Here is a 25,102-nt window from a genome sequence, read left to right as displayed (position 1 = left end):
TTATAATATCAAATCGAAACTGGAGAGCAGCATGATCGGTGAGCATTCATCCAAACAGTACGACAACGAACTGGAAGCCATTCGCAGCAAGGTGCTGCTGATGGGCGGCATCGTCGAGACGCAATTCCTCGACGCCATGACCTGCTTCCGCATCGGCAATTCCGAGCGCGCCGACCGCGTGATGCGCGAGGACGACTCGGTCAACCAGCTGGAAGTGCAGCTGGACGACGCCTGCAGCCACCTGATCGTGCGCCGCCAGCCGGCCGCCAACGACCTGCGCACCATCATGGCCACGATCAAGGTCATCACCGACCTCGAGCGCATCGGCGACGAGGCCACCAAGATCGCCCGCGTGGCCAAGGCGCTGCACGCGCGCGGCGCGGTGACCGTCAACCACTACGAGATGGTGCGCGGCATCGCCAACAATACCTCGGACCTGCTGCACGATGCGCTGGACGCCTTCGCCCGCAACGACGGCAAGCAGGCGCTGCAGCTGATCGCCCAGGACGCCGTGATCGACCACGAGTTCCGCTCGATCATGCGCAACCTGATCACCTTCATGATGGAAGACCCGCGCACCATCTCGGCCGCGCTGGACACGCTGTGGGTGGCCAAGGCCATCGAGCGCATTGGCGACCACGCCAAGAACATCGCCGAATACGTGATCTACGTGGTGGAAGGCAAGGACATCCGCCACACCAAGTCCGCCGTGCCGGTGGAAGACCTGCCCGAGCAAGCTGAGTAAATAGAACCAAATGGCATCTGACAAGACTACTGTACTGATCGTGGAAGACGAACCGGCGATTGTCGAGCTGGTGACGTTTTCGCTGCGCGAGGCGGGCTGGAACTGCTGCAACGTGCAAAGCGCGGGCGAGGCCTGGGACTTCATCCAGACCAAGACCCCGCAGCTGATCCTGCTCGACTGGATGTTGCCGGACTCGACCGGCCTGCGCCTGCTGTCGCGCATCCGCTCGGACCGTCAGTTCAACGACATCCCGGTCATCATGCTGACCGCCAAGAGCATGGAGGAAGACAAGCTGGCCGGCCTCAACAGCGGCGCCGACGACTACATCACCAAGCCGTTCTCGCCGCGCGAGCTGCTGGCGCGCGCCAAGGCGCTGTTGCGGCGCAAGGCGCCGGAGCACGCGCAGTCGACCATGCGCGCCGCCAACATCATGCTCGACCCGGTGTCGTGCACGGTGTCGATGGACGACCAGAAGATCGACATCGGCCACGCCGAATACAAGCTGCTGAAGTTCCTGCTGGCGCATCCGGAACGGGTGTTCTCGCGCAGCCAGCTGCTGGACAAGGTGTGGGGCGACCACGTGGTGATCGAGGAGCGCACGGTGGACGTGCACGTGCTGCGTCTGCGCAAGGCCTTGAAAGAGGCCGAACACCTGATCAAAACCGTGCGTAGTGTAGGCTACATGCTGTCGGAAAAAAACTGAGTTTCACATGAATCCAAAACTGGTGTTCTGGGTGCCTGCCGCGCTGCGCACCGCCTTGATCCTGGCGGGTTGCTGGCTGGCGGGCTGGATGTTCGGCTGGACGACCGGGCTGGTGCTGGCGCTGCTGTCGATGATGGCGCTGGTGTTCACCCAGCTATCCTACCTCTACCAGCTGAGCAACTGGATGGACGACCCGCGCAGTGCCAAGCTGCCGGACGGCTGGGGCGAGTGGACCAACATCTTCTCGCGCCTGTACCGCATGCGCCGCGACGACGAGAAAAACCAGGCCGAGCTGACCGAGTGGCTGGCGCGCTTCCGCCAGGCCATGCACCTGCTGCCGGACGGCGTGGTCATCATGGACGACGTGCTGTTCCTGGAGTGGTGCAATCCGGCCGCCGAGCAGCACCTGGGCCTGAGCAATGAGCGCGATAAGGGTATGCGCGTGACCAACCTGGTGCGCAACCCGGACTTCATGGATTACATCATCCTGGGCCGCTACGACCAGCCGCTGACCATCAGCTTCCGCGAACGCAAGCTGATCGTGCACATTATCCCGTTTGAAAACCGGCGCCAGATCCTGGTCACGCACGACGCCACCGAAACCGAGCGCATCGAGGAAATGCGGCGCGACTTCATCGCCAACGCCTCGCACGAACTGCGCACGCCGCTGACGGTGATCGTCGGCTTCCTGGAAATCGCCGCGCAGGAAGGCCTGGACGCCGCCACCCGCGCCTCGCACCTGAAGCTGATGACCGAGCAGGGCCACCGCATGCAGCACCTGATCGAGGACATGCTGACCTTGTCGCGGCTGGAGTCGGTCGACTATCCGATGCGGCCGGAGCCGGTGGATGTCGGCAAGCTGCTGGACCAGGTGGCGCGCGAGGCGCGGGCGCTGTCGACCGGCAAGCATGACATCACCGTGTCGGTGAACGGCCCGAACGTCATGGGGTCATACGAAGAGCTACACAGCGCCTTCGGCAACCTGGCATCCAACGCTGTGCGCTACACGCCGGCGGGCGGCAAGATCCATTTGGTGTGGAAAGAGTTTGATGGCGGCGTCAAGTTCATGGTGGAAGACACCGGCATTGGCATCAGCCCGGAACACATCTCGCGCCTGACCGAGCGTTTCTACCGCGTCGACAAGAGCCGCTCGCGCGAAACGCAGGGCACTGGCCTGGGGCTGGCCATCGTCAAGCACGTGCTGTTGCGCCACAGCGGAACGCTGCAGATCAAATCGGAAGCGGGCAAGGGCAGCACCTTCATCGTCTGCCTGCCGAAGACCGCGATCGTGCAAGCGCAGCCGGAGCTGCTGCACGGTTAATCGCGCAGATCGGCCGGCACCTTGCCGCCGTTCTGCGCCAGCTTGGTCATCACCTGGCGGTGCAGCCAGACATTCATGCTGGCCGAGTTCTCCATGTCGCCGGAATAATGCAGCTCTTGCGCGAGTTGCTTGCGCGCCTGCAGGCTGCTGTCCAGATCCAGCAATTTCAACAAATCCAAGATCGAACTGCGCCAGTTGAGAGGCTGGCCGGCGTGTTGCGCCTTATCGTTGAGGATGGTTTCGACGTCGACATCCGTCAACTGCACACTGTCCGGCGCTTGCGGCTGCGATACCGGCTGAGGCGCCTGCGGTGCGGACGGCTGGCGGCGGCACCATGGTCCCTTGCGGCGCCTGCGCTACCGCCGGGTGGGAAGCAGGGAAAATCTTGTGAAAGATATTGCTGAGGATGCCCATTACTTCTCCTGATCAAAAAACGCCACGACCTTCTCGACCACGCCGGGCGCATGCTGCTCCGCCGTGGCGGCGATTTCGTCGACTTGCGCCGGCGTGATTTGCGCGGTTTGCTGCGGCGTCACGCGCGGGTGGCGGTCCTCGCCAAATTCGCCAATGCTGGCCGCCAGCGAGAGCACCATCTCGTGGCTGACGTTGCTCAGCAAGCGATTGACGATATCGGCGCGCTGGTCTGGGCTGCTCAGCAAGAACAACTGGCTGAGGGTGTGGTGTTCTGATTGCGTATCGATGGCGGCGGTCATGTTGGCTCCTTGAGGTCTACGAGAACAACTTAACCGCGCGGCCGGACCACGTCTGTACGGGCGCTAACGCTGCCCCCGGCGGTGACAAAGCGCGTATTTTTCGGCTTTGCAACATGCTATGCTGGCTTGCGATTACTTCTATGTTGTAGCCCAGCAAATGCACATACAGCCGCAAGCCGCGCGATTTCAGGCGGAAAGCACCATTGACGGATTCAGAGTCGTCATTCCGGCCAGTAGAAACTGGTTCAGCATCCTGTTTTTTGGCGCGTGGCTGTGTGGCTGGGCAGTCGGCGAAACCAGAGTGGCCGGACAGCTACTCGACCCCGTGAATAAGCCGGCGACTGCGTTCTCGCTGTTCTGGCTAATCTGCTGGACGCTCGGCGGTATCTACGTTTTCGGCTCCATTCTGTGGCAGTTTGCGGGCAGGGAAGTATTGACGGCCAACTCCCTGGCGCTGACATATCGGATAGAGATGTTCGGCGTCGGAGTAAATCGCTCGTACAGCGCATCCGACATCAAAAATCTGCGCACCACGGAATACGCGGTAGCACCGAACTGGAGCCAGCGCGGCACCTTCCCGCCGCTCTTCGGCTCCGGACGCGGCCTCATCGCCTTCGATTACGGCACCAGAACAATCCGCATCGGCTCGTCGCTGGAAGAGGCAGAAGCCAAAGCGCTCCTCACCAGCCTGCTGCCCCATCTGCCCCGCCAGATAGGAGATTAACGCTGGTTGCCTGTTAATTTGTCATCGCAGCGGGTTGGTTGCTGTCTTGTGTCTGCGACTGCTTCCGGCCAGAAGCCGCCTGTTGAAAAACGAAAGACGATTTATACATGCTGAGTCTTGAAGATAATAAGTGGCAAGAACTCCACGGAGGTTACAGAGTTCCATATGATGTTTCGGTAGCCTTACGGTCTATGCAGGGCGGAATAAATGTATGGGATGTGCGAAGACAACACTGTGCGTTACGTGCAGGCGTATAATTTCCCCTACAGGTGAAAGCTAGCGATATAATATTTTTTTTGCATTGTTAAATTGGCAGCATGTCGACTACAACTACGCCCCTTTTGCAATTTTTTTATAATCTGTTTCATGGACTGCGAGAGGTAGGTGTGCTACTCATAGCGTTAGCTCCGATGGAAGGGGTGTTGGCGGATCACAAACCCCTCTTGGACTCAAGTATTTTATGGTTTTTCGGTGCAGGCATTGTCGTGTACGGTATCGCTGCCTTTAGCGAAGCTCGCATTATGCGAGAGGTTTTGAAGCACAAGCCAGAGAAGGAGGCATAGTATGCAGTGGCCAGGTGATAATGTTGTATTGCTTCTGTTTGGTATCTTAGCTATAGCCGTCATTGGCATGCTAGCCGCGCTCTGGAGCGTGCCGAGGCATCTTAATAAGCTGAATCAGAAAAGTTCACAAAAAGATGCGGCCGAACCTGTAAAGCAAGCAAACACTACGCCCGCGGATATTAATAATGTCCTGGTAGCAATTGCTCAGTTAAGCCGAACTGCTGAGGCGCATGCATCCTCAGATGCCATCCTGAAGGTGCTGACAAGGGGACAGAATGAACCGGGCCCCTTTAACGTCCGATGATTTGTCAATTTAGCAATGAAACGGCGTCTCAACGGATGATGCATGTCTGGCACCCGGCTCCGAAAAACACGTGTAATAGCGCGTTTTCATTTACAAAGTTGAAGAAGCGCACGCGTCTCGTCAACGTCTGCAATGGGGTGCGGATTGCCGCCGGAAGCAGTAGCGTTACTGGCGCCGTGATTACAGCGTTGGCAAAATGGTGAAGGCGTCGCTGACGGATGTTGTGTCTTCGATGGCGACGTTGTCGACGCGGGCGGCGGGTGGGCCTCGGTGGCTCCAGGCGATAATGGCTTCGATAGCGGCGGTGTCGCCGTCCACCAGCGCTTCCACGGAGCCGTCGCTGCGGTTGCGGACCCATCCACGCAAGCCGAGCTTGATGGCTTGCTGTTCGAACGAGGCGCGGTAGTAGACGCCCTGGACCCGCCCGGTAATCTGCAATCGCTTTGCCATTGCTTTTCTCCTTAGTGTTGCGCGGCAAACGGCGCCAGCGCTTGCGCGGCGGCGGCGGGGCTGAGGGTCGCCGCTTGCAGCGGCTGCATGGCGCGCGCTATGTCGGTCTGTCGCGCGGGATCGGTCACTATCGCCTGGTTGTCGGCCATCGAGCGCAGGATTTGGGTGGTGATGCGGTCCAGCGCGGGACGGATGGTGTTGGCCAGGTCTGGCGCGTCGGCAAAATGGCCGGCCTGTTGTGTCTGCCATTTGGCGAACAGTTCGCGTTGCACGGTTTTGGACGCTTCGATTTGCGCGCGGAAGACGGATTCAATCCAGGCGGCCGGCAAGCCCATGGCGCCGCCCTGGCGTACGGCGGCCTGGATCACCAGCGCTTCGCGCGGCAGGTCTTCGATGTTTCCCTGCACATTCCATTTGGCGCGCGCCACGGCTTCCGCCAGCAGCAGGCGCTGGTCGATGGCCTGGCGCAGAGGTTCCAGTGACTTTTGTAAGTCCGGCCCGCTGCGGTCGCTGGTGGCGCCGCTGTCGCCTTGTGGATGAGCGCTGCCCGCCAGTGCCGGCGCCAACGGCGTCAGCAGCAATAGCGATAGCAGTAGTTGAGCCAGGGGGCGGAACGGGGCGGGCATCGGTCAGCCCCGTGCCTGGAACGATTCGAGTTCCTTGATGCGCTGCTTGGCGCGCTCCTGCATGCAGCCGCTGTACATCACGTTACGGATGGTGCCGCCTTTCCATTTGTCGTATTCGGCCTGGCAGTCGGCTTCGCGGAACTTCACCCACAGGCGCTGCGCGTCGACCAGCTTGGTTTTGGTCGAGGCGTCGTCCGCGCTGGCGAAGACTTTCAGCGTTTCCTGGTAGGTCGCGTTCAGCTGGCGCTCGACTTTCTGCTGCTCCTGCAGCGCGCACTGGTTGATTTCGATGGTGGAGCTGGCTTTGTCGCAGTCCAGCGCGTAACTGTGGCCGGCGCACGCGGCCAGCAGCAGGGGCATCAGATGTTTCATAAGGTGGCGCGTCCTTTCATGGCCAGCTGGCAGCTGTGCAGCACGTCTTCGTACGAGCGCGACACGTGGTCGGCGTCGGGGAAGACGCAGGTCTTGAGGTCGGGGTTTTCAAACGGGCTGGGCAGCAGCAGCGCGAATTGCTTGGAGTGCGGCAGGCGCTCGCGCATCTTGGCCAGCATCGCCGTCATCTGCTCGCAGTCGTTGAGCGGGTCGACGCTGATCAGGATGGTGATCGCCACCAGTTCGGGCGACGCGCCCGGGGGCGGCGCCGCGTCCAGTTCGTCGAAGTTGCGGCTGCGGGCGTCGATCTTTTGTTCGCGCAGGATGCGCACCAGGATCTCGGTGGCCAGCTCGGCGTACGACGAGCCGAGGCCGACGCTGAGGACCACGCTGCCAGCCGGCACGTCGAACGATCCCTGCCATTCGCCGGTGTCGGAGATGCGCTGTTCGCGCAACTGGCGGCCGATGCCGCCGGCGGCCAGCACGCTGTTGCGGCGGCGCTTCTTCCACCACCGGGGACTGCCGCTCAGCGCCTCGATCACGGCGATGATGGAGCCGGCCACTTTTTCCTCTTCCTGCGGCGTGATCGACTGGTCGCGCAGGTCAAAGCTGGCCAGGTGCAGCGCCGGCAGCAGCACCTTGTCGCAATATTCGGCCAGCGACTTGTGCTGCATGTAGCGCTTGGCGCTGGTGACGATTTCGTGCGCGTCGCCGGACAGCGCGCGCTGGTAAAAGTTCTGCGGCATGGTCAGCGCCGGCAGTTCGCCGAACATGATTTCGAGCACCTTCAGCGCGCGGATGTAGCGGCCGGCCACCACCAGGCACAGCGTCAGCGGCGTCGACAGGACCAGCCCGACCGGGCCCCAGATCCAGCTCCAGAAAATCGCCGCCACCACTACCGACAGCGGCGACAGCCCGGTGGTGTGGCCGTACAGCTTGGGCTCGATGGTCTGGGCGACGATGATTTCCACCGCCAGGAACAGGCCCAGCGTCATCAGCGCCAGCGACCAGCCGGGATCGACCGCCGCCGCCAGCACGGTGGCGCACACCGCCGCCATCCACACGCCAACGTAGGGGATGAAGCGCAGCACGGCGGTCATGGTGCCCCACAGCAGCGCCTGGCCGAGGCCCAGCAGGCTCAGGCCCAGCCAGATCGCCAGCCCGGTGGCGATGTTGACCAGAAACTGCGAGATGAAGAAGCGCGACAGCCGTTCGCCGGCGTCGTTGACGGCAATCGTGGTGGCGCGCAAATCACCGCCGCCGGCCAGGCGGATGAAGCGGTCGCGCAGCGATTCATGTTCCAGCAGCACGAAGATCAGCACCACGAACACGATGCCGGCGGTTTCCAGCGGCGGCCACACGGACGAGGCCACCTTGGCCAGCAGCTGGAAGGGCTTGAGCGCCGGCTCGTGGATTTCCACCAGCACCGGCGTCTTCACGCTGCCGTCGCTTTGCAGCACCGGCGCCGTGCCGTTGCTGTTGTCGCCGGTGAAGTGCTCGATCAGCTGGCCGGCCGGACCGCCCAGGCTGCCGAGGGTGCCGCGCGTCAGCTCGTCCAGCGTTTCCAGCTTGCTGGCGATGGTGTCCTGGTACTGCGGCAGGCTGGCGCCCATCATGCCGACCTGCTGCACGATGACCGCGCCAATGGCCAGCAGCGCCACCGTCACCACCAGCACGCCGGTGCAGACGGAGGTGGTTTGGCCCAGGCCGAGATGGCGCAGGGCGCGCACGAACGGCGCGATCAGGAAGCTGAAGATGAAGGCCAGCGTGATGGGGATCAGCACGTCGCGGCCGAAGTAGAGCAGGGCCAGCACCGTGGCTGTGCCGACCAGTCCGGCTACGGCGCCGGGTAGCGTGCGGGAGGTAAGGGAGTCAGACACCGTCTATCCTGGCAGGGTAAGTGAAGGCGATAAAGTGCACCGTGTTGAGCGCGATGTGGACCAGTATGCTGGATTCGATGCGCTGCGTGCGTTGATAAGCCCATGCGTAGCCGAGGCCGGCAATCGTCGCGAGTATCGCATAGCGCGCTCCGCCGCCGAGGTGGGCGGCGCCAAACAGCAGCGCCGAGGCCGCCACCGCCAGCCACGGTCCCCAGCGATAGCGCCGCAACGCTGCCGCCAGCCGGGCCTGCAGCAATCCGCGGAAGAACGCTTCCTCGGCGATGACGGTGAACAGCAGGTTGACGGCGACGAAGCTGAGCGTTTGCGGCGGGAATTTGAGGTCGACGCCGACCACGCCGGCCGCCAGCGCGAAGCCCAGCGTGGCCGCCACCGTCACGGCCAGCACCGGCGCCGTCTGGCGCAGCACCGGGGCCAGTTCGGCGCGCGAGGTCATGCGCTGGCACAGCCAGGCCAGCAGGATCAGGCCGACCGCGCCCTTGTCGAAGTTGGCGTACTGCGTGAAGGGCAGGGCGCCGGGCGAGAGTTGCACGTGATCGATCAGCACCGGGTTGTTGAAGCCGGGCAGCTTGTGCATGGCCAGCGCAAGCGACAGGACGATGACCACCGCCAAGGCCAGCGCGCGCAACGGCGCGCCGCGCGCGGCGGCGTTGACGGCGGCAGCGGCTGCGGTGGAGGAGCCGCCGCGCGCGGCCAGCCAGGCGGCGCCGGCCAGCAGGCCCAGCGACAGCAGCGCGGGCCAGTGCAGCACGCCGCCCAGCAGGCCGGCAAGCAGCGCCGCCGCAAACAGCGGCGCCGGCAGCAAACGGTGGAGCCAGACGGCGACCAGCGCGCCGGCCAGCAACAGGAAAGTCAGCAGGACAGGAATCGGCATGAAGCGAGCGAAGCAAAAAGGCTAATGTTTCCCTTCATCATATCACTTCGCCCCGTATCGATTTAGAAGCGGTAGATCAGCGCCGTCATCAGCATCGGCGTGGTTTTGCGGCGGGTGAGCGGGCTGTCGGCGGCGTCGCCGGTCAGGCGGTCGACGCCGACCGCGCTGCGCACCGACCAGTTGGCGTCCAGCACGTGGTTCCAGTGGACGCCGGCGCTCACATGCTCGAAGCCGCCGCTGGCCTTGTATTCGCGGTAGCCTGAGCGGGCGCTCTGCGTGGCGGTGACGCCAAAGTAAGTCTGCATGCGCTTGTTGTCGGCATAGACGGCCGAGGCGCCAAAGCCGATCTGGTCGGTGCTGTCGGTGTACAGCGCAGTGCTCATGCCCAGCGCATAGCTGGCGCCGTACGCGCGGTGGCCGATGTTCTGCCTGGTGGTGAAGGTGAGGCCAACGCTGCCGAGCTGGTAGCCGGCGCTCAGCACCGCTTGCGCCGAGCCGTCGATGTCACCCATGCCGCGCAGGGCGTCCGAGCCGGAGAAGTAGCCCTTCTTGTGGTCGTCGCGGCCGCCGTCATAGCCCAGCGCCGCGCTCAGCGTGAAACCGCCGACCTTGGCCTGGTAGCCGATGCCGCGCTGGGCGCTGAGGAAGACGCCATTGCTGTAGGTGCGTTCCAGGATCGGCAGCGGCAGAACGCGGCGCTTGTTGGCGCCGGCGTATTCCGGCACGTAGGCCAGGCCCAGGCCGGCGGTGAAGCTGTCGCCGTTGGCGGGTGTGTCGGCCGCGTCGGCAGCAAAGCTCTTGCCGCTGAAGGCGCAGAGGGACAGAAGGGTAAGCGTGATGGCGTGGCGCATGGTGGTGGTTCCCGGTCAGTGGTCCGCCGGCGCGGGGGGCCGGCGCAGACGGGCGGAAGTTTCCCAGTTACTATGGCACGACGCCACCGGCGCAGCTGAAGTATCATTTGTCGGAATCTTTGGTATCGCCCGTTGCACTTTGGAGCCGACTATGTCCCTGACCTTGTATTACCATCCGCTGGCCTCGTTCTGTCACAAGGTGTTGATCGCGCTGTACGAGAACGGCACCGCGTTCGACAAGCGCATCATCAACCTCGGCGACGCCGCCGACCGCGCCGAGCTGGAGTCGATCTGGCCGCTGTGCAAGTTCCCGGTGCTGCGCGACCACGCGCACGTGCGCGACGTGCCGGAGACGTCGGTCATCATCGAGTACCTGGACCGCCACTACCCGGGCGCGGCGCCGATGATCCCGGCCGAGTGGGACGACGCGCTGGAGGTGCGCCTGTGGGACCGCTTCTTCGACAATTACGTGCAGGGGCCAATGCAGACCATCGTCGACGCCCACCTGACCGGCCTGAGCTGCGACCAGACCAGGGAGCGCACCAAGCTCAAGACCGCCTACAAGATGATCGAGAAGCGCATGGCCACGCGCGGCTGGATGTGCGGTGAACGCTTCAGCCTGGCCGACTGCGCGGCGGCGCCGGCGCTGTTCTATGCCAGCACGCTGGTGCCTTTCCCGGAGGAATACCATCATTTGCACAGCTACTTCGAGCGGCTGGTGACGCGGCCGTCGGTGCGGCAGGTGCTGGAGGAGGCCAAGCCGTATTTCTCCATGTACCCGTTTGTGCAGGATATCCCCGAACGCTTCCTGTAAGCGCCTTGCCGCACAGTGCGGCGGCACGGATGGGGGAATGATGTGCTTTCCCGATCACGAAAGGACATCCCATGGACCATCCGAATTCTTCGCGTCGCGCGCTGGTGGGCGCGGCGGCCACCGGCTTGCTGGGCGCCGCCATGGCGCCGGCCGGGGCGCAGAGCGGCGCCGCCGAGGGCGCCCCGATGCCGCCCAAAAATCCGCTGGACGCCTACCCGGCGCCGCCATTCCCCAAGCAGCAGCAACCGTGGCCCGGCCTCACCAGCAAGATGACGCCGCGCCCGGATCATGGCGAAACCAGTTACAAGGGCTCCGGCCGGCTCAAGGGCCGCAAGGCGCTGCTGACCGGCGGCGACTCCGGCATCGGCCGCGCCGCCGCCATCGCCTATGCGCGCGAGGGCGCGGACGTGGCCATCAACTATCTGCCGGCCGAGGAGGCCGACGCGCGCGAGGTGGTGCAGCTGATCCGCGCCGAGGGCCGCAAGGCGGTGGCGATTCCGGGCGATATCCGGGATGAGGCCTTCTGCAAGAAGCTGGTGGCCGACGCCGCGCGCGAGCTGGGCGGGCTGGATATCCTGGTCAACAACGCTGCCCGCCAGTTCTCGCACGACTCGATACTGGACATCACCACGGCGCAGTTTGACGAGACCTTCAAGACCAATGTGTACGCGATGTTCTGGATCACCAAGGCGGCGATACCACTGCTGAAGGCGGGCGCCACCATCATCAACACCGCCTCGGTCAACGCGTATGATCCGGGCGAGAACATCATCGACTACGCTGCCACCAAGGGCGCCATCATGATTTTCACCAAGGGGCTGGCCAAGCAGCTGGCCAGCAAGGGGATCCGGGTGAACGCGGTGGCGCCGGGGCCGTTCTGGACGCCGCTGCAGGTGACCGGCGGCCAGCCGCCCGACAAGCTGCCGCAGTTCGGCGCCGACACGCCACTCAAGCGGCCGGGCCAGCCGGCCGAGCTGGCAGGCGTCTACGTGCTGCTGGCGTCGAATGAATCCAGCTATGCCACCGGCCAGGTGTATGCCGCCGTCGGCGGCAACGGCGGGCCATAACCGTCGTTGCCGGGCAAGCGGGACGGGCCGCCGCTGCGGCCCAGGTAACGCAAGCGTCTTGACAGCGCTTGCGACGGCAACTAGCTCTTGTTCCCTTCGTCGGCACTCTGCATCGACGCCGCCTGCGGGAAGGCCTGATTCTGCGCGGCGATATTGGCGAAGCGGCTGGCCTCGTCCGCCAGATGCTGGCCGGCGGCCTTGCGGCCGGCGTCCGCCAGCTCGGTGGCGGTGCGCGCGGTCTGCGGCACGTGCTGCTGGGCCACGTTATTGATTTCCGCCTGGAAGTCGGTCGCCAGCTTGGCCAGCTGCTGGTGATAGCTCTGCAGCTTTTGCAGCAGCGCGGTGGCCTGCTGCGGCGTGGCGTCCGCGCTGCGTTCCGATGGCGGCGTCAGCACAGCGCGTTGCATCGCCGCCGTCGACTCGTCCAGCCATTCACGGCTGAATTGGACGTTGACCTCCGACAATTGGCGCAGCGAGCGCAGGACCGCCTGGCTGAGGTCGGCGTAATAGTCGATGCGGGCTTCCGCGTGGTTGCGTGCTGCCGGGGACAGCGTTTCTACAAACGAGTTCATAAGCTTGCTCCTGATGGGTGGGGGCCAAAAGAGGGCGGATTGCGAGCGGGGGCGCGGGACGTTCTGGCCATGCGTCCCATGCCGTTATCATCGCAAATGTCGCCGCTTTGTGGCACTCCTGAGCTTGGCGGAACTATTTGTTTTCTTTATTCAACGGATGGCGACGGCCGTGGCAGGAGCAGCAGCTGTTTCTGGCGGCCGTTGATGAAGCGGATGCCGCTTGCATCGAAGTAGGCATCCTCCTCCAGCATGATGTTGACCGGCTCGCGCCAGCCGGGAATCTCGGCCGTGTTGCTCAGCTCAATCGAGTAGGCGGTGCGCGGCCGCAGCAGCTCGTCGCCGCTGCCCGGCACGCCGTTTTGCGCGTCCCACATGCCGATGGCCGGGCCGGCCGCGTGGCCGTGGTAGCCGATCGGATGGCTGTAGATGGTCGGCCGCAGGCCCTCGGCCTTGGCCTGCTGGAGCGCCGCCGCCAGCATGGCGTTGCCGCTGCGGCCGGTCTGGAATTGCGCCAGCAGGATGTCCTGCACGCGGTTGGCGCCGGCGAAGGCCTTGCGCAAGGCCTCCGGCGCGGCGGTTTCGCCCGGCTTCAGGACGTAGGCGTGCTGCTGGATGTCGGTGTTCAGGCGCAGGTAGGTGATGCCGATGTCGACGTGCAGCAGGTCGCCGGGAATGATCACGTTGGGATTGGCGCGGTTGGGGTCCTGGCGCTGGATTTCCACCGACGGATGAAACCAGGTGTCGTAGCCCAGGTCGCGGATCTTTTGGCGGAACCACCACACCACGTCGTCGGTGGTGGTGATGCCGGGCGTGATCACGCGCTCGGAAAAGCCTTCCTCGATGATGTTGTGGGTGGCGTGGACCAGTTGCGGATAGATCTGCATCTCGCGCTCGGAGCGCGTTTCCAGCCAGCGCACGGCCAGCGGTTCGGCCGACACCACGCGGCTTTTCAGCGGCGCCGGCAGCGCCGCCAGCAGCTCGGCGTAGTCGGTCTGGTCGATGCCGTCGGCATGGCCGAAGTGGGTCGAGGTGTTGATGCCGATTTTCTGCGGATTGCGGGTCTGGATGATGTCCACCAGCGCGTCCCACTGGTTGGGGAATTTCTTCTTGTCCCACAGCGGCTTGATGCCGCCGACGTCATAGCGCGCCACCGCCAGCTGCTCCACCTTGCCGCTGCGGGCGTCGCGGTAGAACACCAGGATGGTGCGGCGGCGGGCGTTGAGCCACTCGGCCGGCAGCATGGTCTTCAGCACCGGGTCCTCGTTGTATTCGCGCGAGACGACCACCCACATATCGATGCCGGTTTGCGCCATCATCTCCGGCAGCAGGTGGTCGAGGCGGTCGGCCAGCAGTTCGTTGATGACGGCTGCCTGCGCGCGCAGCGGCAGCACCTGGGCCTGGGCGTGCGCGGATGTCGCCAGCAGCAGGGCAAAAGCGAGGAGGAATTTTTTCATGCCCCCGATAGTGCTGCGGGTTTTTGGCAATGTCAACCAACAATATTTATAATGCCTGTTGCTTTTGCTAAGGAGAGAACATGGCAGCAATTTCGGTCTTTTATCTGCACGGTGGTCCGGGGCTTGGTCCGGTGTTTGAGCGCGCCCGCTATCCGGAGGCGTCGAATGTCCACTGGTGGCACCAGCCGGTGACCAAGCCGTGCGCGGAGCGTCCCTACCGCGACCTGCTGGAAGCGACGCTGACCGAATTCCGCCGCGTGGCCGCGGAAGCCGGCCAGCCGCTGACCGTGATGGCCAGTTCCTTTGGCGCCCATCTGGCGGTGCACCTGGCGCGTCACGTGCCGCAGCTGATCAAGAACATCGTGCTGCTGGCGCCCACCTTCAACCCGGAGCAGGCCGCGCTGCGCCTGGCGCGCCGCGCCTTCCGCGTGCACACCGACCACCAGCACGCCGGCAAGCTGGCCACGGCGCTGGCGATGTACGAGGAAGACCCGGGCCGTCCGCGCTTCTGGGACGTGTTCGGCGCACTGTCGCTGCTGCCGGACGTGACCGACCTGTATTTCGGCCCGCATGGCGGCGCCGAGGCGGCGCGCTCGTTCTCGGAACTGATCCAGCAGCCGGGCGCCTTCGACGGCCCGACCTCGGTGGCCACCTCGGACGACTTCTCGGCGCTGGACCACACGCCGGCGCGCAGCGCGTTTGACGGCCCGGTGTCGGTGCTGTTCGGCGCCTACGATCCGATGATCGACGCCGAACAGGACCGCGCCGTGTGGGAGATCATCTTCCCGCAGGCTGCCTTCTTCAAGGTGGACACCGGCCACTTCCCGCTGCTGGAGCTGTCGCTGGAGCAATGCCTGGCCCCCGCTTAAGGCGGGCTGGCCTTGTCCTGCTGGATCAGCCGCGCCAGCTGTGACTGCGGGCCGACTGCGTCCAGTGTCATGATTTTGTCGGCGGGGATGGTTTGCTCAAGCGGCCCGTGCCAGTCGTTTTTGCGCCGGCTGACCACGCGATTGCCGGGTTGTCCGTTGGGCTGCTGGTAGGACTGGATGTAGTACACATCGCCGAGCCTGATATAGGCCGGCGTGGCTTCCAGCAGCAAGCCGTAATACACCTGACCATTCACCAGTTGGACGCTATACCAGCCGCCGAGCGGTCCCGGCGTGATCACCCGGGCGCTGTTGTTGAGCCAATGGCTTACGGCCAGCGCCGCCAGCGCCGCTGCTGCCACCAGTCCCGCCAGCAGCGCGCCGGTCAGCTGCCAGGTTTTCCAGCCGCCTGTTGGGGTGACGGGGCGTAATTCCATGCCGTCCATTTTCATTTGCCGTGCTCCCGGATAGCTAACGGTGTCGTCGATGTGCGCGCTCATGCTGGTTGCTCCAGGTTAAATTGGCGTCGCTGGCGGCGCTGGCGCTGCAACAGCACCAGCATCACGCCGGCCAGACTCATGGCCCAGGTGGATGGTTCAGGCACCGCCGTGACAGCCACCGATCCGATCACATAGCGCAGGCCGAAGCCGCCGCTGGCGCCGCCATAGGTGGTGAGCGCCGTGGCAATTTCCAGGTCCTGCGCGCCGGCGCCGAACTGGCCAAGGTCCAGCGTGCCATCGCTAAAGAAACTGGCGGCCTCGCCGGCGTTGCTGAAGGTCTGCGTGTAGAGCAGGGTGCCGTGGCTGTTGACGCTCAGGCTGAACGCGTCAAAGCCGCTATTCAAGGCAAACGTCGACAGCCAGCCCACCACCAGGTGGCCGGCCTGCGTGGTCTGGAACTGGAATTGGCCGCTGGCCAGGTAGGTCTGGCTGCCGCCGGCCGGCACGGTATCGGCCGAATACGACGCGCCCAGGACGCCGCTGCCGTGCACCACGCCATCTGCCAGCGCGGCCGCCACGTTGCCGGCTCCGGCCAGCAAGGTGGCACTGTCGCCCGGATCGCCGGTGACGCGCGACAGCACTTGCGGCGTATACAGCGTCGACAGGTCATGCTGCGCCGCGCCGTCGCCGCCGTGGCCCGCCTGGGTGTTGGCGTAGAGGTAGCCGCTGGCGCCGCCCACCGGTGCCGTGGCCTTGGCGCTGGAGAGCGTGTGCGCGCCGTCGCTGGCGATGCTGATGGCGGTGACGCTGCCGCTATCGCCGCGGCCGGACGCGGTCGCCGCGATGGTGCCGTGTCCCACGCCCTCGGCCTGCGCCAGCGCGCTGATCTGACGGCCTTCGGCCTGGCTGGACGCCAGGCTGGTGCCGCCGCTTTGGTTGCTGCGCGCCAGTGCATAAGCGTCGGCATCGCCGTAGCGCTGCGCCGCATTGCTGTAGCCGCCAGAGGCCACCGCGCTGGCGCTGGCCGACGTGGGCGCGACCACCGTGGCGTGTGCCGTTGCGTTGCCGCCCACGCCGTAGGTGCCGGGATGCGCGCCGCCAGCGCCGCCGATGGCGGTGGCGCTGCCCACCGCGCTACCGCTGGTGTGCAGCAGCAAGCGGCTGTCGGCATTGCCGCCTTGACTGGCAGGCGTCTCGCTCCAGCTGGCGCCGCCGGCGCCACCGCTGGCGTTCAACTGTACCTGAACGCTGCTGGCTTTGCTGTCGTTGAGGGTCAGCCAGGACTGCGCCATGCCGGCCTTGCCGTTGACGGTGCTGAGGTCGCCGCCGTAGGCGCTGCCCGCGTTGCCGCCGGCGGCGCTTTGGGTCAACGTGAGCGCGCCGTCGGTGCTGCCGCTGACGGCATTCTTGAGCACCGAGTCGGCGCCGTCGCCGCCGTTGGTGCCGTAATAGCCGGCCATGCCGGAGCCGCCGGTCTGTGTCAGGCGCAGCGCCACCGCGCCGCTGCCGGAACTGCCGTACACGCTGCTGTCACGGGCCACTCCGCCGGACGCCGCCTGCAGTACGCCGCCGGCGTTGGAGTACACATAGCCGCTGCCGCCGCTGACGTTCAGGGTGATGTCGACGCTGTTGGCGCCATTGCTGACACCGCGCACGGTGCCGCTGGCGTCGCCGCCATTGCCGCCGCTGCTGCCGCTACCGCCGTAGTAACCTCCCATGCCGCCGCTGGCGTTGGCGCTGATTTGCAGCGGCCCGACAGCGCTGGCGTCCAGCCACAGCGTGGCGTTGCCGCCTTTGCCGCTCACTCCGCTGGCGGTGCCGCCGCCGGCGCCGCCCGCCGCGCTGGCCGACAGCACCAGGCTGCTGGCCTGGCCGTCGTTCAGCACCAGGCTGGAACTGGCGTCGCCGCCATTGCCGGCGCTGCGATAACCATAGCCGCCATCGCCACCGCGAGCATTTTGGGTCAGCGACAACTGGCCGCTGGTGCTGCCGCCCACGGCGTTGTTCAGCGTGCCCGCCGCGCCATCGCTGCCGCGCGCGTCGGCCGCGCCATCGCCAGTGGCGCCGCCACCGGCGCCGCCGGTGATATCGGCGCGCACCGAAACATTGCCCGTGACCGAGCTGCCATAGGCGCTGGCGCTGGCGATACCGCCGGCGCCGCCATTGGCATAGCTGGACGAGCCGCCAGCACCGCCTTGCGCCAGCGCGAAGACGGCGACATCGCCGCCGGCGCTGGCGCCGCGCGCGCTGCTGCTGGCGTTGGCACCCGGCGCCGCCTGGCCGTTATAGGCGTAGCCGCCGGCGCCACCGATCGCGTAGCTGGTGACGCCGACGGCGCCGTTGCCGCGACCGTCGGCCAGCGCGGCGGCGGTTCCGCCAGTGGTTGGCGCGCGGTTGCCGTTGGCGCCGCCGCCGGTGCCGCCGGTGGCGCCGGCGTACAGGCTCAAGCTGGCAGCCTGCTGGTCGTCGACGGTGAGCGTCGAACTGGCATTGCCCGCCAGCCCGGACTGGCCGTTGTACGCCCAGCCGCCGGCGCCGCCGTTGGCTTGTTGCGACAGACTGAGGGCGCCGCTGGTGCTGCCCTGCGCGGCATTGTTGAGCGTGACGCTGGCGCCGTTGCCGGCCAGCGCGCCATCGGCGGCGTCATTGTAATAATTGTTGCCGCCGTTGCCGCCGGTGAGTGTCAGGCTGACGCTGGCGGCGCCGCTGGCCGACACGGCGCGTCCGCTGGCGCTGCCGCCGGCGCCGTTGCCGGCCTGTAGCGACTGATAACCGGTGCTGCCGCCGTTGCCCCCCGTGGCGCTGACCGTCAGCGTGGCGCTGTTGGCGCCGCTGGCCGACACTTCGCCGCCGGCACTGGCGGCGCCACCGTTGCCGTTGGCGCCGGTATTGTAGTAAGAGTCAGACTCGTTGGCGTTGCCGCCGCGCGCAGCACTGCTGCCGCTAACGTTGCCGTTGGCGCTCAACTGCAAGCGCGCGTCGGCGTTGCCGCCATCGGCGGGCGCGCCGTACCAGCCGGCTTTGCCGGCGCCGCCAATGGCCAGGCTGCTGCCGTTGACGCTGGCGCCGTCGCGGGTGGCGCTCAGCACCAGGGCGCTGCTGGCGTTGCCGGCATTGCCGGACAGTCCGCCCACGGCATTGGTGCCGCTGGTGCCACCACTGCCACCGGTGGCGCTGATGGCGCTGGTCAGTGCGCTGGCATCGCTGTCGATCAGCGTTAAACGCGATTCGGCGTCGCCACCGCGCCCGCCCTGGCCGGCGGCACTGTCGCCGCCGCGGCCGCCGTTAGCGTTCTGGTTCAGCGTCAGGCCGCCGCTGGTGTGGCCGCTGACCAGATTGACGGCTGTCGCCAGCGCGCCATCGCCGCCGCGGTTGCCGTAGTTGCCATAGCCGCCGCTGCCCCCGGTCAGGGTGGCGTTGAGCGTGACGTTGCCGCTGTCGGACTGGCCGGACGCGTGGGCCTGCGCGGTACCGCCATTACCGGCTGCCAATTGCGAGTCGTAGGCGCTGCTGCTCGTGCCGCCGCCACCGCCGACGGCGTAGGCCGTCACCACCACGCTGGCGCCGCCACTGGCGCTGGCCGTTGCCTGCGCCAGGCCCTGACCGCCAACCGCGCTATTGCCGCCACTGCCGCCAGTGGCGTTGCTGGAGACAGTGGTGTTGGCGCTGTTGCTGGCGCTGGTGATCGCCTGTGCGTTGGCGCCGCTGCTGCCGACGCCGACGCCGCTGCTGCCGCCAGCGCCGCCGGTGGCATAGGCGTACAGGGCCAAATCCGGCTGGCTGGCGTTGCTCAGGCTGAGTGTCGAGCTGCCGCTGCCCGCCTGGCCGGCGGCGCCGGCGCTGCTGTCGCCGCCCTTGCCACCGGCCGCGCTTTGGCTCAGGGTCAGGTTACCGGCTGCCGTGCCGCTGGCCGTGTTCACCATGCTAATGGCGGCGCCGTTGCCGCCGCTGGCGCCACCGTAGCCGTCGCCGCCGGCGCCGCCGGTGGCATTGCTGGTGGCGCTGGCCGCGCCGCCAGCAACGCTGGCACTGCTGATGGCACTGCCGCCGTTGCCGGCCTGCTGGCCGGCGCCATACGCCATGCTGCCCCTGCCGCCGGTGGCGGCGGCGCTGACGCTGGCCCAATTGGCGCCACTGGCTTGTCCCTGGACCACGCTGGTGGCGCTGCCGCCGTCGCGGGCCTGCACCGTGTCGCCGCCAGTCGGCGCGTTGCTGCCATGGCCGCCCACCGCGTTGCTGGCGGCGGACAGGCTGCCGGCGCTGCTGCCCACCACCGTCGCGCTGGCATTGCCGGCCGTGCCGATTTGACCGCTTGGCGTTGCGCCGCCGCCGTTGCCGGTGGCGCTGGCCTCCAGCGACAATGCCGCGCCGTCGCGCGTGGATGTGCCATTCAGCAGGACCAGGGCGCTGCCGCCGTTGCCGCCAGCGTTGCTGCCGTTGCCGCCAGCGTTGCTGCCGCTGCCGCTGGTGTTGGCGCCGCCCGCGCCGCCTACCGCGCGGACAGAAAGGGTGACAGCATTACTGCTGTTGTCGAGTAGCGTCAACTGGGACGAGGCGTTGCCGCCGTTGCCGCTGACGCCACCATCGCTGCGGCCACCGTTGCCGGCGTTGGCGTACTGTGCCAGCTGCAGGCTGCCGCCGGTGCTGCCGCTGACGGCGTCGAGCAGGTGGCTGTCGGCGCCCTGGCCACCACTGGCGCCGCCATAACCGTCGCCGCCGTTACCGCCTTGCTGCGTCACGCCCAGTTGCAGGCTGCCGGTGCTGGACTGAGCGCTGGCGCTGGCGCTGGCCGTGGCGCCATTGCCGCCGTGCTGGCCGGCGCCATAACCGTCGCCGCCGCTGCCGCCGGTTGCGCTGGTGTTGACGTAGACGTAGCCATTGCCGGCATTGGTGCCATCAGCGCTGGCGCTGGCTGTGGCGCCATGCTGGCCGCTGGTGTTGCTACCGCCATGATTGGTGGCGCCGCCGCCGTTGCCGCCGCGCGCGCTGCTGCTGATGTTCAGGTTGGCATTGTCGGCACGGCCGCTGGCGTTACTGGTGGCGCTGCCGGCCATCCCGGTCACGCCACTGTCGCTGTGGCCACCGGCGCCGCCATTGGCGCTGAGGCTGATGGCGAGATCGCTGGCGCTGTTGTCATTGACCGTCAGCGTCGAGCTGGCGTTGCCGCCGGCGCCGGCCGTGCCGCTGTCGCTGTGACCGCCACCACCGCCGTTGGCGGATTGCGCCAAGCTTAGATAGCCGGTCGTCGTGCCGCTGACTGTATTGTCCAGCAGGCTGGCGGCGCCGGTGCCGCCATGGGCGCCATTGATGCCCGCGCCGCCGGCGCCACCGGTCTGATCGTTGTTCAGGTAAAGCGCGCCCGCGCCGACCACGCTGCCGCTGACGCTGCCGCTGGCCGCGCCGCCGTTGCCGCCGCTGTTGCCGGCACCCGAACCGCTGCCGCCAGCGCCGCCGGTGACATAGGTTTGCAGGCTGAGCGTTTGATCGGCCTGGCCGCTGCTGCTGGCCGTGGCGTTGCCGCCGTGCTGACCGTTGCCGCTGCCACCGCCGCCGACGCTGCCGCCGGTGCCGCCGCTGCTGGTGGCGCTGCCGTTGACGTTGTAGCCGCCGGTCACGTGGAACTGGCTGCTGGCACTGCCGGCCTGGCCGGCCTGGCCGCCGGCGTAAGCGTTGCCGCCGTTGCCGCCACTGCTGCTGGCCGTGGCGGTGGTCTGGCCGCTGCCTGGTGCCGAGGTCAGCGTCAGCATGGCGCTGCCGTTGCCGCCGTTGCCGGCCACGCCGCTCTGCGTATCGCCACCACTGCCGCCGACGCCGGCCGCGCGCAGCGTGGCGCGGTTGCCGAGGTCGCCGCCCAGGGTCAGACTCGAACTGCCGGCACCGCCATGACCTGCTTGTGCACTGTCGCTGGCGCCGCCGTTGCCGCCGTATCCGCTCTGATTCAGATCGCTGGCATAGCCGGACACTGTCGCGCTGAGCGCGTTGTTGATGGTTGACTGCGCGCCTTGGCTGCCGCGCGCACCGGCCAAGCCGGCGCCGCCGTTGCCGCCGGTCTGCGTCAGATTAACGACCGTGGAATAGGCATCGCTGTGCACCGTACCGGTGCTGCTGGCTTCGGCGCCGGCGCCGCCCTGGTAGCCGCTGCCTTGGCCAACGCCGCCGCTGCCGCCTGCGCTGCTGATCGTCAGATAGCTGTAATAGCCGCCGCCATTGCTGATACTCAGATTACCGCTGGCATTGGCGGTGCCACCGGTGCCGCCGGCGGCGCCGAGGCCGGGCAGGGCGCCGGAACCGGCCGCGCCCGGCACGCCGGCGTCGCCGCCGCGTCCGCCCGCGGCCGATGCACTGAGGTAGCCGTAGCTGTCACTGACCAGGCCGACCGTGGCGTTGGCGCTGCCGCCGTTGCCACCGGCGCCGGCATTGCCGCCATTGCCGGCGGGGATGCCCGGCGCGCCGTTGCCCCCGTTGCCGCCGGTTCCACCGCTGGCAGTGGCGCTGGTGCTACTGTCGCTGCCGCCGGTATTGCTGGCGAGCGCGCTGCCGCCGGCGCCACCATTGCCACCCGCCGCGCCCGGGGTCGCGCCGGCTGCGCCGTTCACACCGTTGACGCCGTACTGGCTGACATCGGTGGCGTAGGCTTGGCTGACCGCCAGTGTCAGAAGCAAGGGGACCAGTTTGCGGGGTGGGCCTGGTGGAAGCATACGCATGGTGCAGACCTTTCTGTAGTGAGGGGTTGGTGTCTATATGACAATTTCCTCACTGTCGCAGGATTGGCCGGCGGCGTAAATGATGCAATTGCATCACAAGGATGGGAATACAAATTACCGCTGGGAAAGCCGGCATTCAGCCGGCGGCGGTCCTGGCGAAACGCGCCTCGATTTCCTCCAGCGTCTTGCCCTTGGTTTCGGGCAGCAGGAAGGCGGCGGTGAGGAAGTACAACAGCGTGGCGCCGGCCCACCAGAAGAACATCGTCGCGTAGCCGTATTCGCCCACCGTGGGCAGGAAGGTGGCGGCGATGGTGGTGGACACGAACTGGTTGATCAGCAGCGCCACGCTCATGCCGTTGGAGCGTATCCGGTTCGGCATCAGCTCCGACAGCGCCAGCCACACGCACACGCCGGGACCGACGGCGAAACTCGCGACGAACACGCACATCGCCGCCATCACCTGCCAGCCATGCGCCGCCGGCGGCACCGCCGCCAGGTCGGCGCGCTCGATGCGCAGCGGCGCGCGCAGGCCTTCGGCCGGATCGGCGAACGGATTCAGATGCAGCTTGCGGAAGAAGGCACCGATCACGCTGTCCGGCTGCACCGTGTCGTCGCGGCTCATGCGCAGCACCGGCAGCGCGGCGTCGTCGCTGCGGCGCGTCTGCACATTGGTGAAGGGGCCATACGAATACGCCACCGTCAGCTGCAGCGGCGCGCCGGCCGCCGCGTTGGCGCCGGCCGCGCTGCCGAACGATTGCAGCGTCTCGGCGTCCAGCCGCATGGCCATGCTGTCGGACAGGATGCGCGCCTGCAGCATCGGCCGTACGTCGCGCTGCGTGCCTTCGGCGCCGCGGAACAGCAGGCCGGCCGCCAGCAGCGCGGCGACGATGCCGCCGGTGCCCAGCATCAGCAGGAACTTGCGGCCCTTGCGGTCCACCAGCACCACCGCGACGATGGTCATCAGCGCGTTGACCACTTTCAGCACCACGTCGGCGCTGTTGGCGGTGGCGCCGGGCAGGCCGGCCTGATTGAGGATGTTGACCACGTAGGCCAGCACCGAGTTGATGCCGGTGGTCTGGTTCAGCGCCAGGATCAGGCAGGCCAGCAGGAAGGGCAGCACGTAGCGGCGGCTGAGCAGCGGATCGCTGGCGGCCGGGCCGGCGGTGACGGCCGGCGCCAGCGCCTGCTGGATCTCGCGCAGTTCGGCCTCCGCCTCGTCGGCCGGACGGGTGCGCAGCAGCGCCGCGCGGGCGGCGTCGATGCGCCCCTTGCGCGCGAGCCAGCGTGGCGACTCGGCCAGCAGCGCGCAGCCGGCGGTGAAGATCACGCCCGGCGTCAGGCACCACCAGAAAATGCTGCGCCAGGCGTGGTCCTTGGCGGCGAACACCGCGGCGGCGCGCTGGTCTTCGTTCAGGTGCTGGACGGCGGCGGTGGCGCTGTCCACCGCGTGCGCCTGCAGCAGGCCGATGACGGCGGCGGCCACCAGGCCGATGGTCAGCAGCAGCTGGAACAGCGCGGCGCCGCGTCCGCGCTGGCGCGCGTGCAGGCATTCGGCCAGGTACAGCGGCACGATCACGCCAATCAAGCCGCCGCTGACGCCTTGCAGCAGGCGGCCCAGCAGCAGCGGCAGGTAGCCGTCGGCCAGCGCGATCAGCGGGATGCTGAGCGTGAACAGCACGCCGGACAGCATCATCGCCCAGCGCCGGCCGATCCAGTCGGCCAGCGCGCCGGCAAACAGCGACGACAGCACGGACCCCAGCAGCACCGCCGCCACGATAAAACTCAGTTGCTGCGCGCTGAGGCGCCACGCCACCGAGGCGGTCGATTCCAGATAGGGCAGGGCGCCGGCGATGATGCCGACGTCGATCCCGTACAGCAGTCCACCCATCCCGGCGATGAACAACAAGAATCCCATGGCGCGCTTTTGCATCGAGTCTCCGGCTAGTTGGTGGTGAGGTCGATGGCTTCGCCTTCAATGAAGACGGCCACCGGTTGTAATGTTTTGTCGAGGACCACGATATCGGCCCAGGCGCCCGGTGCCAGGCGGCCGCGCGTCGTCTCGCCGAGATAGTCGGCCGGGTAGAGCGACAGGCGGTGGGAGGCGTCGGCCAGGTCCAGCCCCAGGCCGACAAAGTTACGCAAGGCCTGGTCCATGGTGAGCACGCTGCCGGCCAGCGAGCCGGTGGCCAGCCGCACGCAGCCCACGCATTTGTAGACGCGCTGGCTGCCCAGCGCGTATTCGCCGTCCGGCATGCCGGTGGCGGAGGTGGCGTCGGTCACGCCGTACAGGCGGGGAATGGCACGCAGGGCGGCGTGGATGGCGCCTGGTGCCACGTGCTGCAGGTCGGGGATGATCTCCGCGTACTCGGCGTGCGCCAGCGCGGCGCCGACGATGCCGGGCTGGTAGTGGTTCAGGCCCGCCATGCCGTTGTACAGGTGGGTAAAGCCGGCGGCGCCGGCGCGCAGCGCGGCCACGCCGTCCTCGTAGCTGCCGTTGCTATGGCCGATCTGCACGCGGATGCCGAGGGCGTTGAGTTGCGGGATCAGCGCCAGGTGGTCGGCCACCTCGGTGGCCAAGGTCATGGCGCGGATCGGCGCCAGCGCGTGATAGGCGCGCACCAGGTCCATGCTGCCGGGGACCACCGCGTCCGCCGGCTGCGCGCCCAGGCGGTGGATGCTGAGAAAGGGGCCTTCCAGGTGCACGCCCAGCATGCGCGCGGCGCCGGCCGGGCGCTCGGCGATGATCGGCCCCAGTCCGCGCAGCGCGCGCCGGATGGAGTTGTCGGTGGCCGTCATGGTGGTGCCCAGCATGGCGGTGGTGCCGTGCTTCGCATGCGCGCGCGCCACGGTGACGCCGGCGTCGCCGCCCTGCATGATGTCGGCGCCGGCCGCGCCATGCACGTGCAGGTCGATGAAGCCGGGCAGGATGGTCAGCGCGTGGTCTGCGCCGCTGTCTTCCCGGATGGCCTGGATGCGCTGGCCGAAAGCGATGCTGCCGTTGATCCAGCCGTCCGGGGTCAGTATGCGTCCACTCAGCACCG

General features: G+C 67.0%; 22 protein-coding genes. 8 read left to right on the top strand and 14 right to left on the bottom strand.

The window, feature by feature from the left end; genetic code table 11:
* Positions 1 to 31 precede the first annotated feature (31 nt).
* The 3 genes from phoU to phoR are packed head-to-tail and all read left to right on the top strand — an operon-like array spanning position 32 to position 2,769.
* Entirely contained in the window at positions 32 to 745 is a 714-nt protein-coding gene (gene phoU, locus FHW58_RS10155; RefSeq protein WP_179672887.1) for a phosphate signaling complex protein PhoU, read from the top strand.
* A gap of 10 nt (positions 746 to 755) precedes the next feature.
* A complete protein-coding gene (locus FHW58_RS10150) occupies positions 756 to 1,448 on the top strand; it encodes a response regulator (protein ID WP_179672886.1) in 693 nt (230 codons plus the stop codon).
* Positions 1,449 to 1,455: 7 nt separating this feature from the next.
* Positions 1,456 to 2,769 carry a phosphate regulon sensor histidine kinase PhoR gene (gene phoR, locus FHW58_RS10145; protein WP_179672885.1) on the top strand — a complete coding sequence of 438 codons (1,314 nt, stop codon included), beginning with the start codon at positions 1,456 to 1,458 and terminating at the stop codon, positions 2,767 to 2,769.
* On the opposite strand, the gene FHW58_RS27485 is transcribed toward phoR, so the two are convergent.
* Both FHW58_RS27485 and FHW58_RS10135 read right to left on the bottom strand, forming a co-directional pair.
* On the bottom strand, positions 2,766 to 3,035 hold the full coding sequence (locus FHW58_RS27485) for a DUF3597 domain-containing protein (RefSeq protein ID WP_373996650.1): 270 nt from the start codon (positions 3,033 to 3,035) through the stop codon (positions 2,766 to 2,768). The two genes, phoR and FHW58_RS27485, sit on opposite strands and share 4 nt — an antisense overlap.
* 147 nt (positions 3,036 to 3,182) lie before the next feature.
* Entirely contained in the window at positions 3,183 to 3,482 is a 300-nt protein-coding gene (locus tag FHW58_RS10135; protein WP_179672884.1) for a hypothetical protein, read from the bottom strand.
* A gap of 118 nt (positions 3,483 to 3,600) precedes the next feature.
* Between FHW58_RS10135 and FHW58_RS10130 the strand changes: the two genes are divergently transcribed.
* Both FHW58_RS10130 and FHW58_RS10125 read left to right on the top strand, forming a co-directional pair.
* Positions 3,601 to 4,206 (top strand): hypothetical protein, encoded by a 606-nt coding sequence (locus FHW58_RS10130; RefSeq protein ID WP_179672883.1) that lies wholly within the window; start codon positions 3,601 to 3,603, stop codon positions 4,204 to 4,206.
* A gap of 564 nt (positions 4,207 to 4,770) precedes the next feature.
* Complete coding sequence (locus tag FHW58_RS10125) at positions 4,771 to 5,073, top strand: hypothetical protein (RefSeq protein WP_179672882.1); 303 nt, start codon at positions 4,771 to 4,773, stop codon at positions 5,071 to 5,073.
* 180 nt (positions 5,074 to 5,253) lie between these two features.
* On the opposite strand, the gene FHW58_RS10120 is transcribed toward FHW58_RS10125, so the two are convergent.
* The 6 genes from FHW58_RS10120 to FHW58_RS10095 form a co-directional block, all read right to left on the bottom strand.
* Positions 5,254 to 5,523 carry an acylphosphatase gene (locus FHW58_RS10120; protein WP_179672881.1) on the bottom strand — a complete coding sequence of 90 codons (270 nt, stop codon included), beginning with the start codon at positions 5,521 to 5,523 and terminating at the stop codon, positions 5,254 to 5,256.
* Between the two features lie 11 nt (positions 5,524 to 5,534).
* Positions 5,535 to 6,149 carry a gamma subclass chorismate mutase AroQ gene (gene aroQ, locus FHW58_RS10115; protein WP_179672880.1) on the bottom strand — a complete coding sequence of 205 codons (615 nt, stop codon included), beginning with the start codon at positions 6,147 to 6,149 and terminating at the stop codon, positions 5,535 to 5,537.
* Between the two features lie 3 nt (positions 6,150 to 6,152).
* The gene (locus tag FHW58_RS10110; RefSeq protein ID WP_179672879.1) at positions 6,153 to 6,521 is read right to left on the bottom strand and encodes a lysozyme inhibitor LprI family protein; all 369 of its coding nucleotides are present in this window, start codon (positions 6,519 to 6,521) and stop codon (positions 6,153 to 6,155) included.
* A complete protein-coding gene (locus tag FHW58_RS10105; RefSeq protein ID WP_179672878.1) occupies positions 6,518 to 8,401 on the bottom strand; it encodes an AI-2E family transporter in 1,884 nt (627 codons plus the stop codon). The genes FHW58_RS10110 and FHW58_RS10105 overlap by 4 nt, the downstream gene beginning before the upstream one ends.
* Positions 8,394 to 9,293 carry a CPBP family intramembrane glutamic endopeptidase gene (locus FHW58_RS10100; RefSeq protein WP_179672877.1) on the bottom strand — a complete coding sequence of 300 codons (900 nt, stop codon included), beginning with the start codon at positions 9,291 to 9,293 and terminating at the stop codon, positions 8,394 to 8,396. Before FHW58_RS10100 ends, FHW58_RS10105 begins: the two co-directional genes overlap by 8 nt.
* A gap of 62 nt (positions 9,294 to 9,355) precedes the next feature.
* Positions 9,356 to 10,144 (bottom strand): MipA/OmpV family protein, encoded by a 789-nt coding sequence (locus FHW58_RS10095; RefSeq protein ID WP_179672876.1) that lies wholly within the window; start codon positions 10,142 to 10,144, stop codon positions 9,356 to 9,358.
* Between the two features lie 151 nt (positions 10,145 to 10,295).
* Between FHW58_RS10095 and FHW58_RS10090 the strand changes: the two genes are divergently transcribed.
* Positions 10,296 to 10,958 (top strand): glutathione S-transferase family protein, encoded by a 663-nt coding sequence (locus FHW58_RS10090; RefSeq protein ID WP_179672875.1) that lies wholly within the window; start codon positions 10,296 to 10,298, stop codon positions 10,956 to 10,958.
* Positions 10,959 to 11,029: 71 nt separating this feature from the next.
* Positions 11,030 to 12,025 (top strand): SDR family oxidoreductase, encoded by a 996-nt coding sequence (locus FHW58_RS10085; RefSeq protein ID WP_179672874.1) that lies wholly within the window; start codon positions 11,030 to 11,032, stop codon positions 12,023 to 12,025.
* An 80-nt stretch (positions 12,026 to 12,105) separates the two neighbouring features.
* On the opposite strand, the gene FHW58_RS10080 is transcribed toward FHW58_RS10085, so the two are convergent.
* Entirely contained in the window at positions 12,106 to 12,597 is a 492-nt protein-coding gene (locus FHW58_RS10080; protein WP_179672873.1) for a phasin family protein, read from the bottom strand.
* Positions 12,598 to 12,743: 146 nt separating this feature from the next.
* On the bottom strand, positions 12,744 to 14,051 hold the full coding sequence (locus FHW58_RS10075) for a M24 family metallopeptidase (RefSeq protein WP_179672872.1): 1,308 nt from the start codon (positions 14,049 to 14,051) through the stop codon (positions 12,744 to 12,746).
* A gap of 80 nt (positions 14,052 to 14,131) precedes the next feature.
* Here FHW58_RS10075 and FHW58_RS10070 point away from each other — a divergent pair, with 80 nt between their 5' ends.
* The gene (locus FHW58_RS10070) at positions 14,132 to 14,920 is read left to right on the top strand and encodes an alpha/beta fold hydrolase (protein ID WP_229265115.1); all 789 of its coding nucleotides are present in this window, start codon (positions 14,132 to 14,134) and stop codon (positions 14,918 to 14,920) included.
* Here the strand turns inward: FHW58_RS10070 and FHW58_RS10065 are convergent.
* From FHW58_RS10065 to FHW58_RS10050, 4 genes are all read right to left on the bottom strand, one after another.
* Positions 14,917 to 15,417 carry a hypothetical protein gene (locus tag FHW58_RS10065; RefSeq protein WP_179672871.1) on the bottom strand — a complete coding sequence of 167 codons (501 nt, stop codon included), beginning with the start codon at positions 15,415 to 15,417 and terminating at the stop codon, positions 14,917 to 14,919. The two genes, FHW58_RS10070 and FHW58_RS10065, sit on opposite strands and share 4 nt — an antisense overlap.
* A complete protein-coding gene (locus tag FHW58_RS10060; protein WP_179672870.1) occupies positions 15,414 to 22,019 on the bottom strand; it encodes a hypothetical protein in 6,606 nt (2,201 codons plus the stop codon). The genes FHW58_RS10065 and FHW58_RS10060 overlap by 4 nt, the downstream gene beginning before the upstream one ends.
* Positions 22,020 to 22,197: 178 nt before the next feature.
* Positions 22,198 to 23,991, bottom strand: coding sequence for an MFS transporter (locus FHW58_RS10055; RefSeq protein WP_229265114.1), 1,794 nt, complete (start codon positions 23,989 to 23,991; stop codon positions 22,198 to 22,200).
* An 11-nt stretch (positions 23,992 to 24,002) separates the two neighbouring features.
* On the bottom strand, positions 24,003 to 25,100 hold the full coding sequence (locus tag FHW58_RS10050; protein ID WP_179672869.1) for an N-acetylglucosamine-6-phosphate deacetylase: 1,098 nt from the start codon (positions 25,098 to 25,100) through the stop codon (positions 24,003 to 24,005).
* Between the last annotated feature and the right edge of the window lie 2 nt (positions 25,101 to 25,102).

It is taken from the genome of Duganella sp. 1224 (genome assembly GCF_013408245.1).
Classification (GTDB): Bacteria; Pseudomonadota; Gammaproteobacteria; order Burkholderiales; family Burkholderiaceae_D; genus Rugamonas.
This window is presented reverse-complemented; position numbering and strand designations above follow the sequence as displayed.

What these genes read in the sequence shown, in the direction of transcription:
- phoU (WP_179672887.1), top strand. Translation starts at nt 32, where the DNA reads ATGATCGGTGAGCATTCATCCAAACAGTACGACAACGAACTGGAAGCC.
- FHW58_RS10150 (WP_179672886.1), top strand. Translation starts at nt 756, where the DNA reads ATGGCATCTGACAAGACTACTGTACTGATCGTGGAAGACGAACCGGCG.
- phoR (WP_179672885.1), top strand. Translation starts at nt 1,456, where the DNA reads ATGAATCCAAAACTGGTGTTCTGGGTGCCTGCCGCGCTGCGCACCGCC.
- FHW58_RS10135 (WP_179672884.1), bottom strand. Translation starts at nt 3,482, where the DNA reads ATGACCGCCGCCATCGATACGCAATCAGAACACCACACCCTCAGCCAG.
- FHW58_RS10130 (WP_179672883.1), top strand. Translation starts at nt 3,601, where the DNA reads ATGCTGGCTTGCGATTACTTCTATGTTGTAGCCCAGCAAATGCACATA.
- FHW58_RS10125 (WP_179672882.1), top strand. Translation starts at nt 4,771, where the DNA reads ATGCAGTGGCCAGGTGATAATGTTGTATTGCTTCTGTTTGGTATCTTA.
- FHW58_RS10120 (WP_179672881.1), bottom strand. Translation starts at nt 5,523, where the DNA reads ATGGCAAAGCGATTGCAGATTACCGGGCGGGTCCAGGGCGTCTACTAC.
- aroQ (WP_179672880.1), bottom strand. Translation starts at nt 6,149, where the DNA reads ATGCCCGCCCCGTTCCGCCCCCTGGCTCAACTACTGCTATCGCTATTG.
- FHW58_RS10110 (WP_179672879.1), bottom strand. Translation starts at nt 6,521, where the DNA reads ATGAAACATCTGATGCCCCTGCTGCTGGCCGCGTGCGCCGGCCACAGT.
- FHW58_RS10100 (WP_179672877.1), bottom strand. Translation starts at nt 9,293, where the DNA reads ATGCCGATTCCTGTCCTGCTGACTTTCCTGTTGCTGGCCGGCGCGCTG.
- FHW58_RS10095 (WP_179672876.1), bottom strand. Translation starts at nt 10,144, where the DNA reads ATGCGCCACGCCATCACGCTTACCCTTCTGTCCCTCTGCGCCTTCAGC.
- FHW58_RS10090 (WP_179672875.1), top strand. Translation starts at nt 10,296, where the DNA reads ATGTCCCTGACCTTGTATTACCATCCGCTGGCCTCGTTCTGTCACAAG.
- FHW58_RS10085 (WP_179672874.1), top strand. Translation starts at nt 11,030, where the DNA reads ATGGACCATCCGAATTCTTCGCGTCGCGCGCTGGTGGGCGCGGCGGCC.
- FHW58_RS10080 (WP_179672873.1), bottom strand. Translation starts at nt 12,597, where the DNA reads ATGAACTCGTTTGTAGAAACGCTGTCCCCGGCAGCACGCAACCACGCG.
- FHW58_RS10075 (WP_179672872.1), bottom strand. Translation starts at nt 14,051, where the DNA reads ATGAAAAAATTCCTCCTCGCTTTTGCCCTGCTGCTGGCGACATCCGCG.
- FHW58_RS10070 (WP_229265115.1), top strand. Translation starts at nt 14,132, where the DNA reads ATGGCAGCAATTTCGGTCTTTTATCTGCACGGTGGTCCGGGGCTTGGT.
- FHW58_RS10065 (WP_179672871.1), bottom strand. Translation starts at nt 15,417, where the DNA reads ATGAGCGCGCACATCGACGACACCGTTAGCTATCCGGGAGCACGGCAA.
- FHW58_RS10055 (WP_229265114.1), bottom strand. Translation starts at nt 23,991, where the DNA reads ATGCAAAAGCGCGCCATGGGATTCTTGTTGTTCATCGCCGGGATGGGT.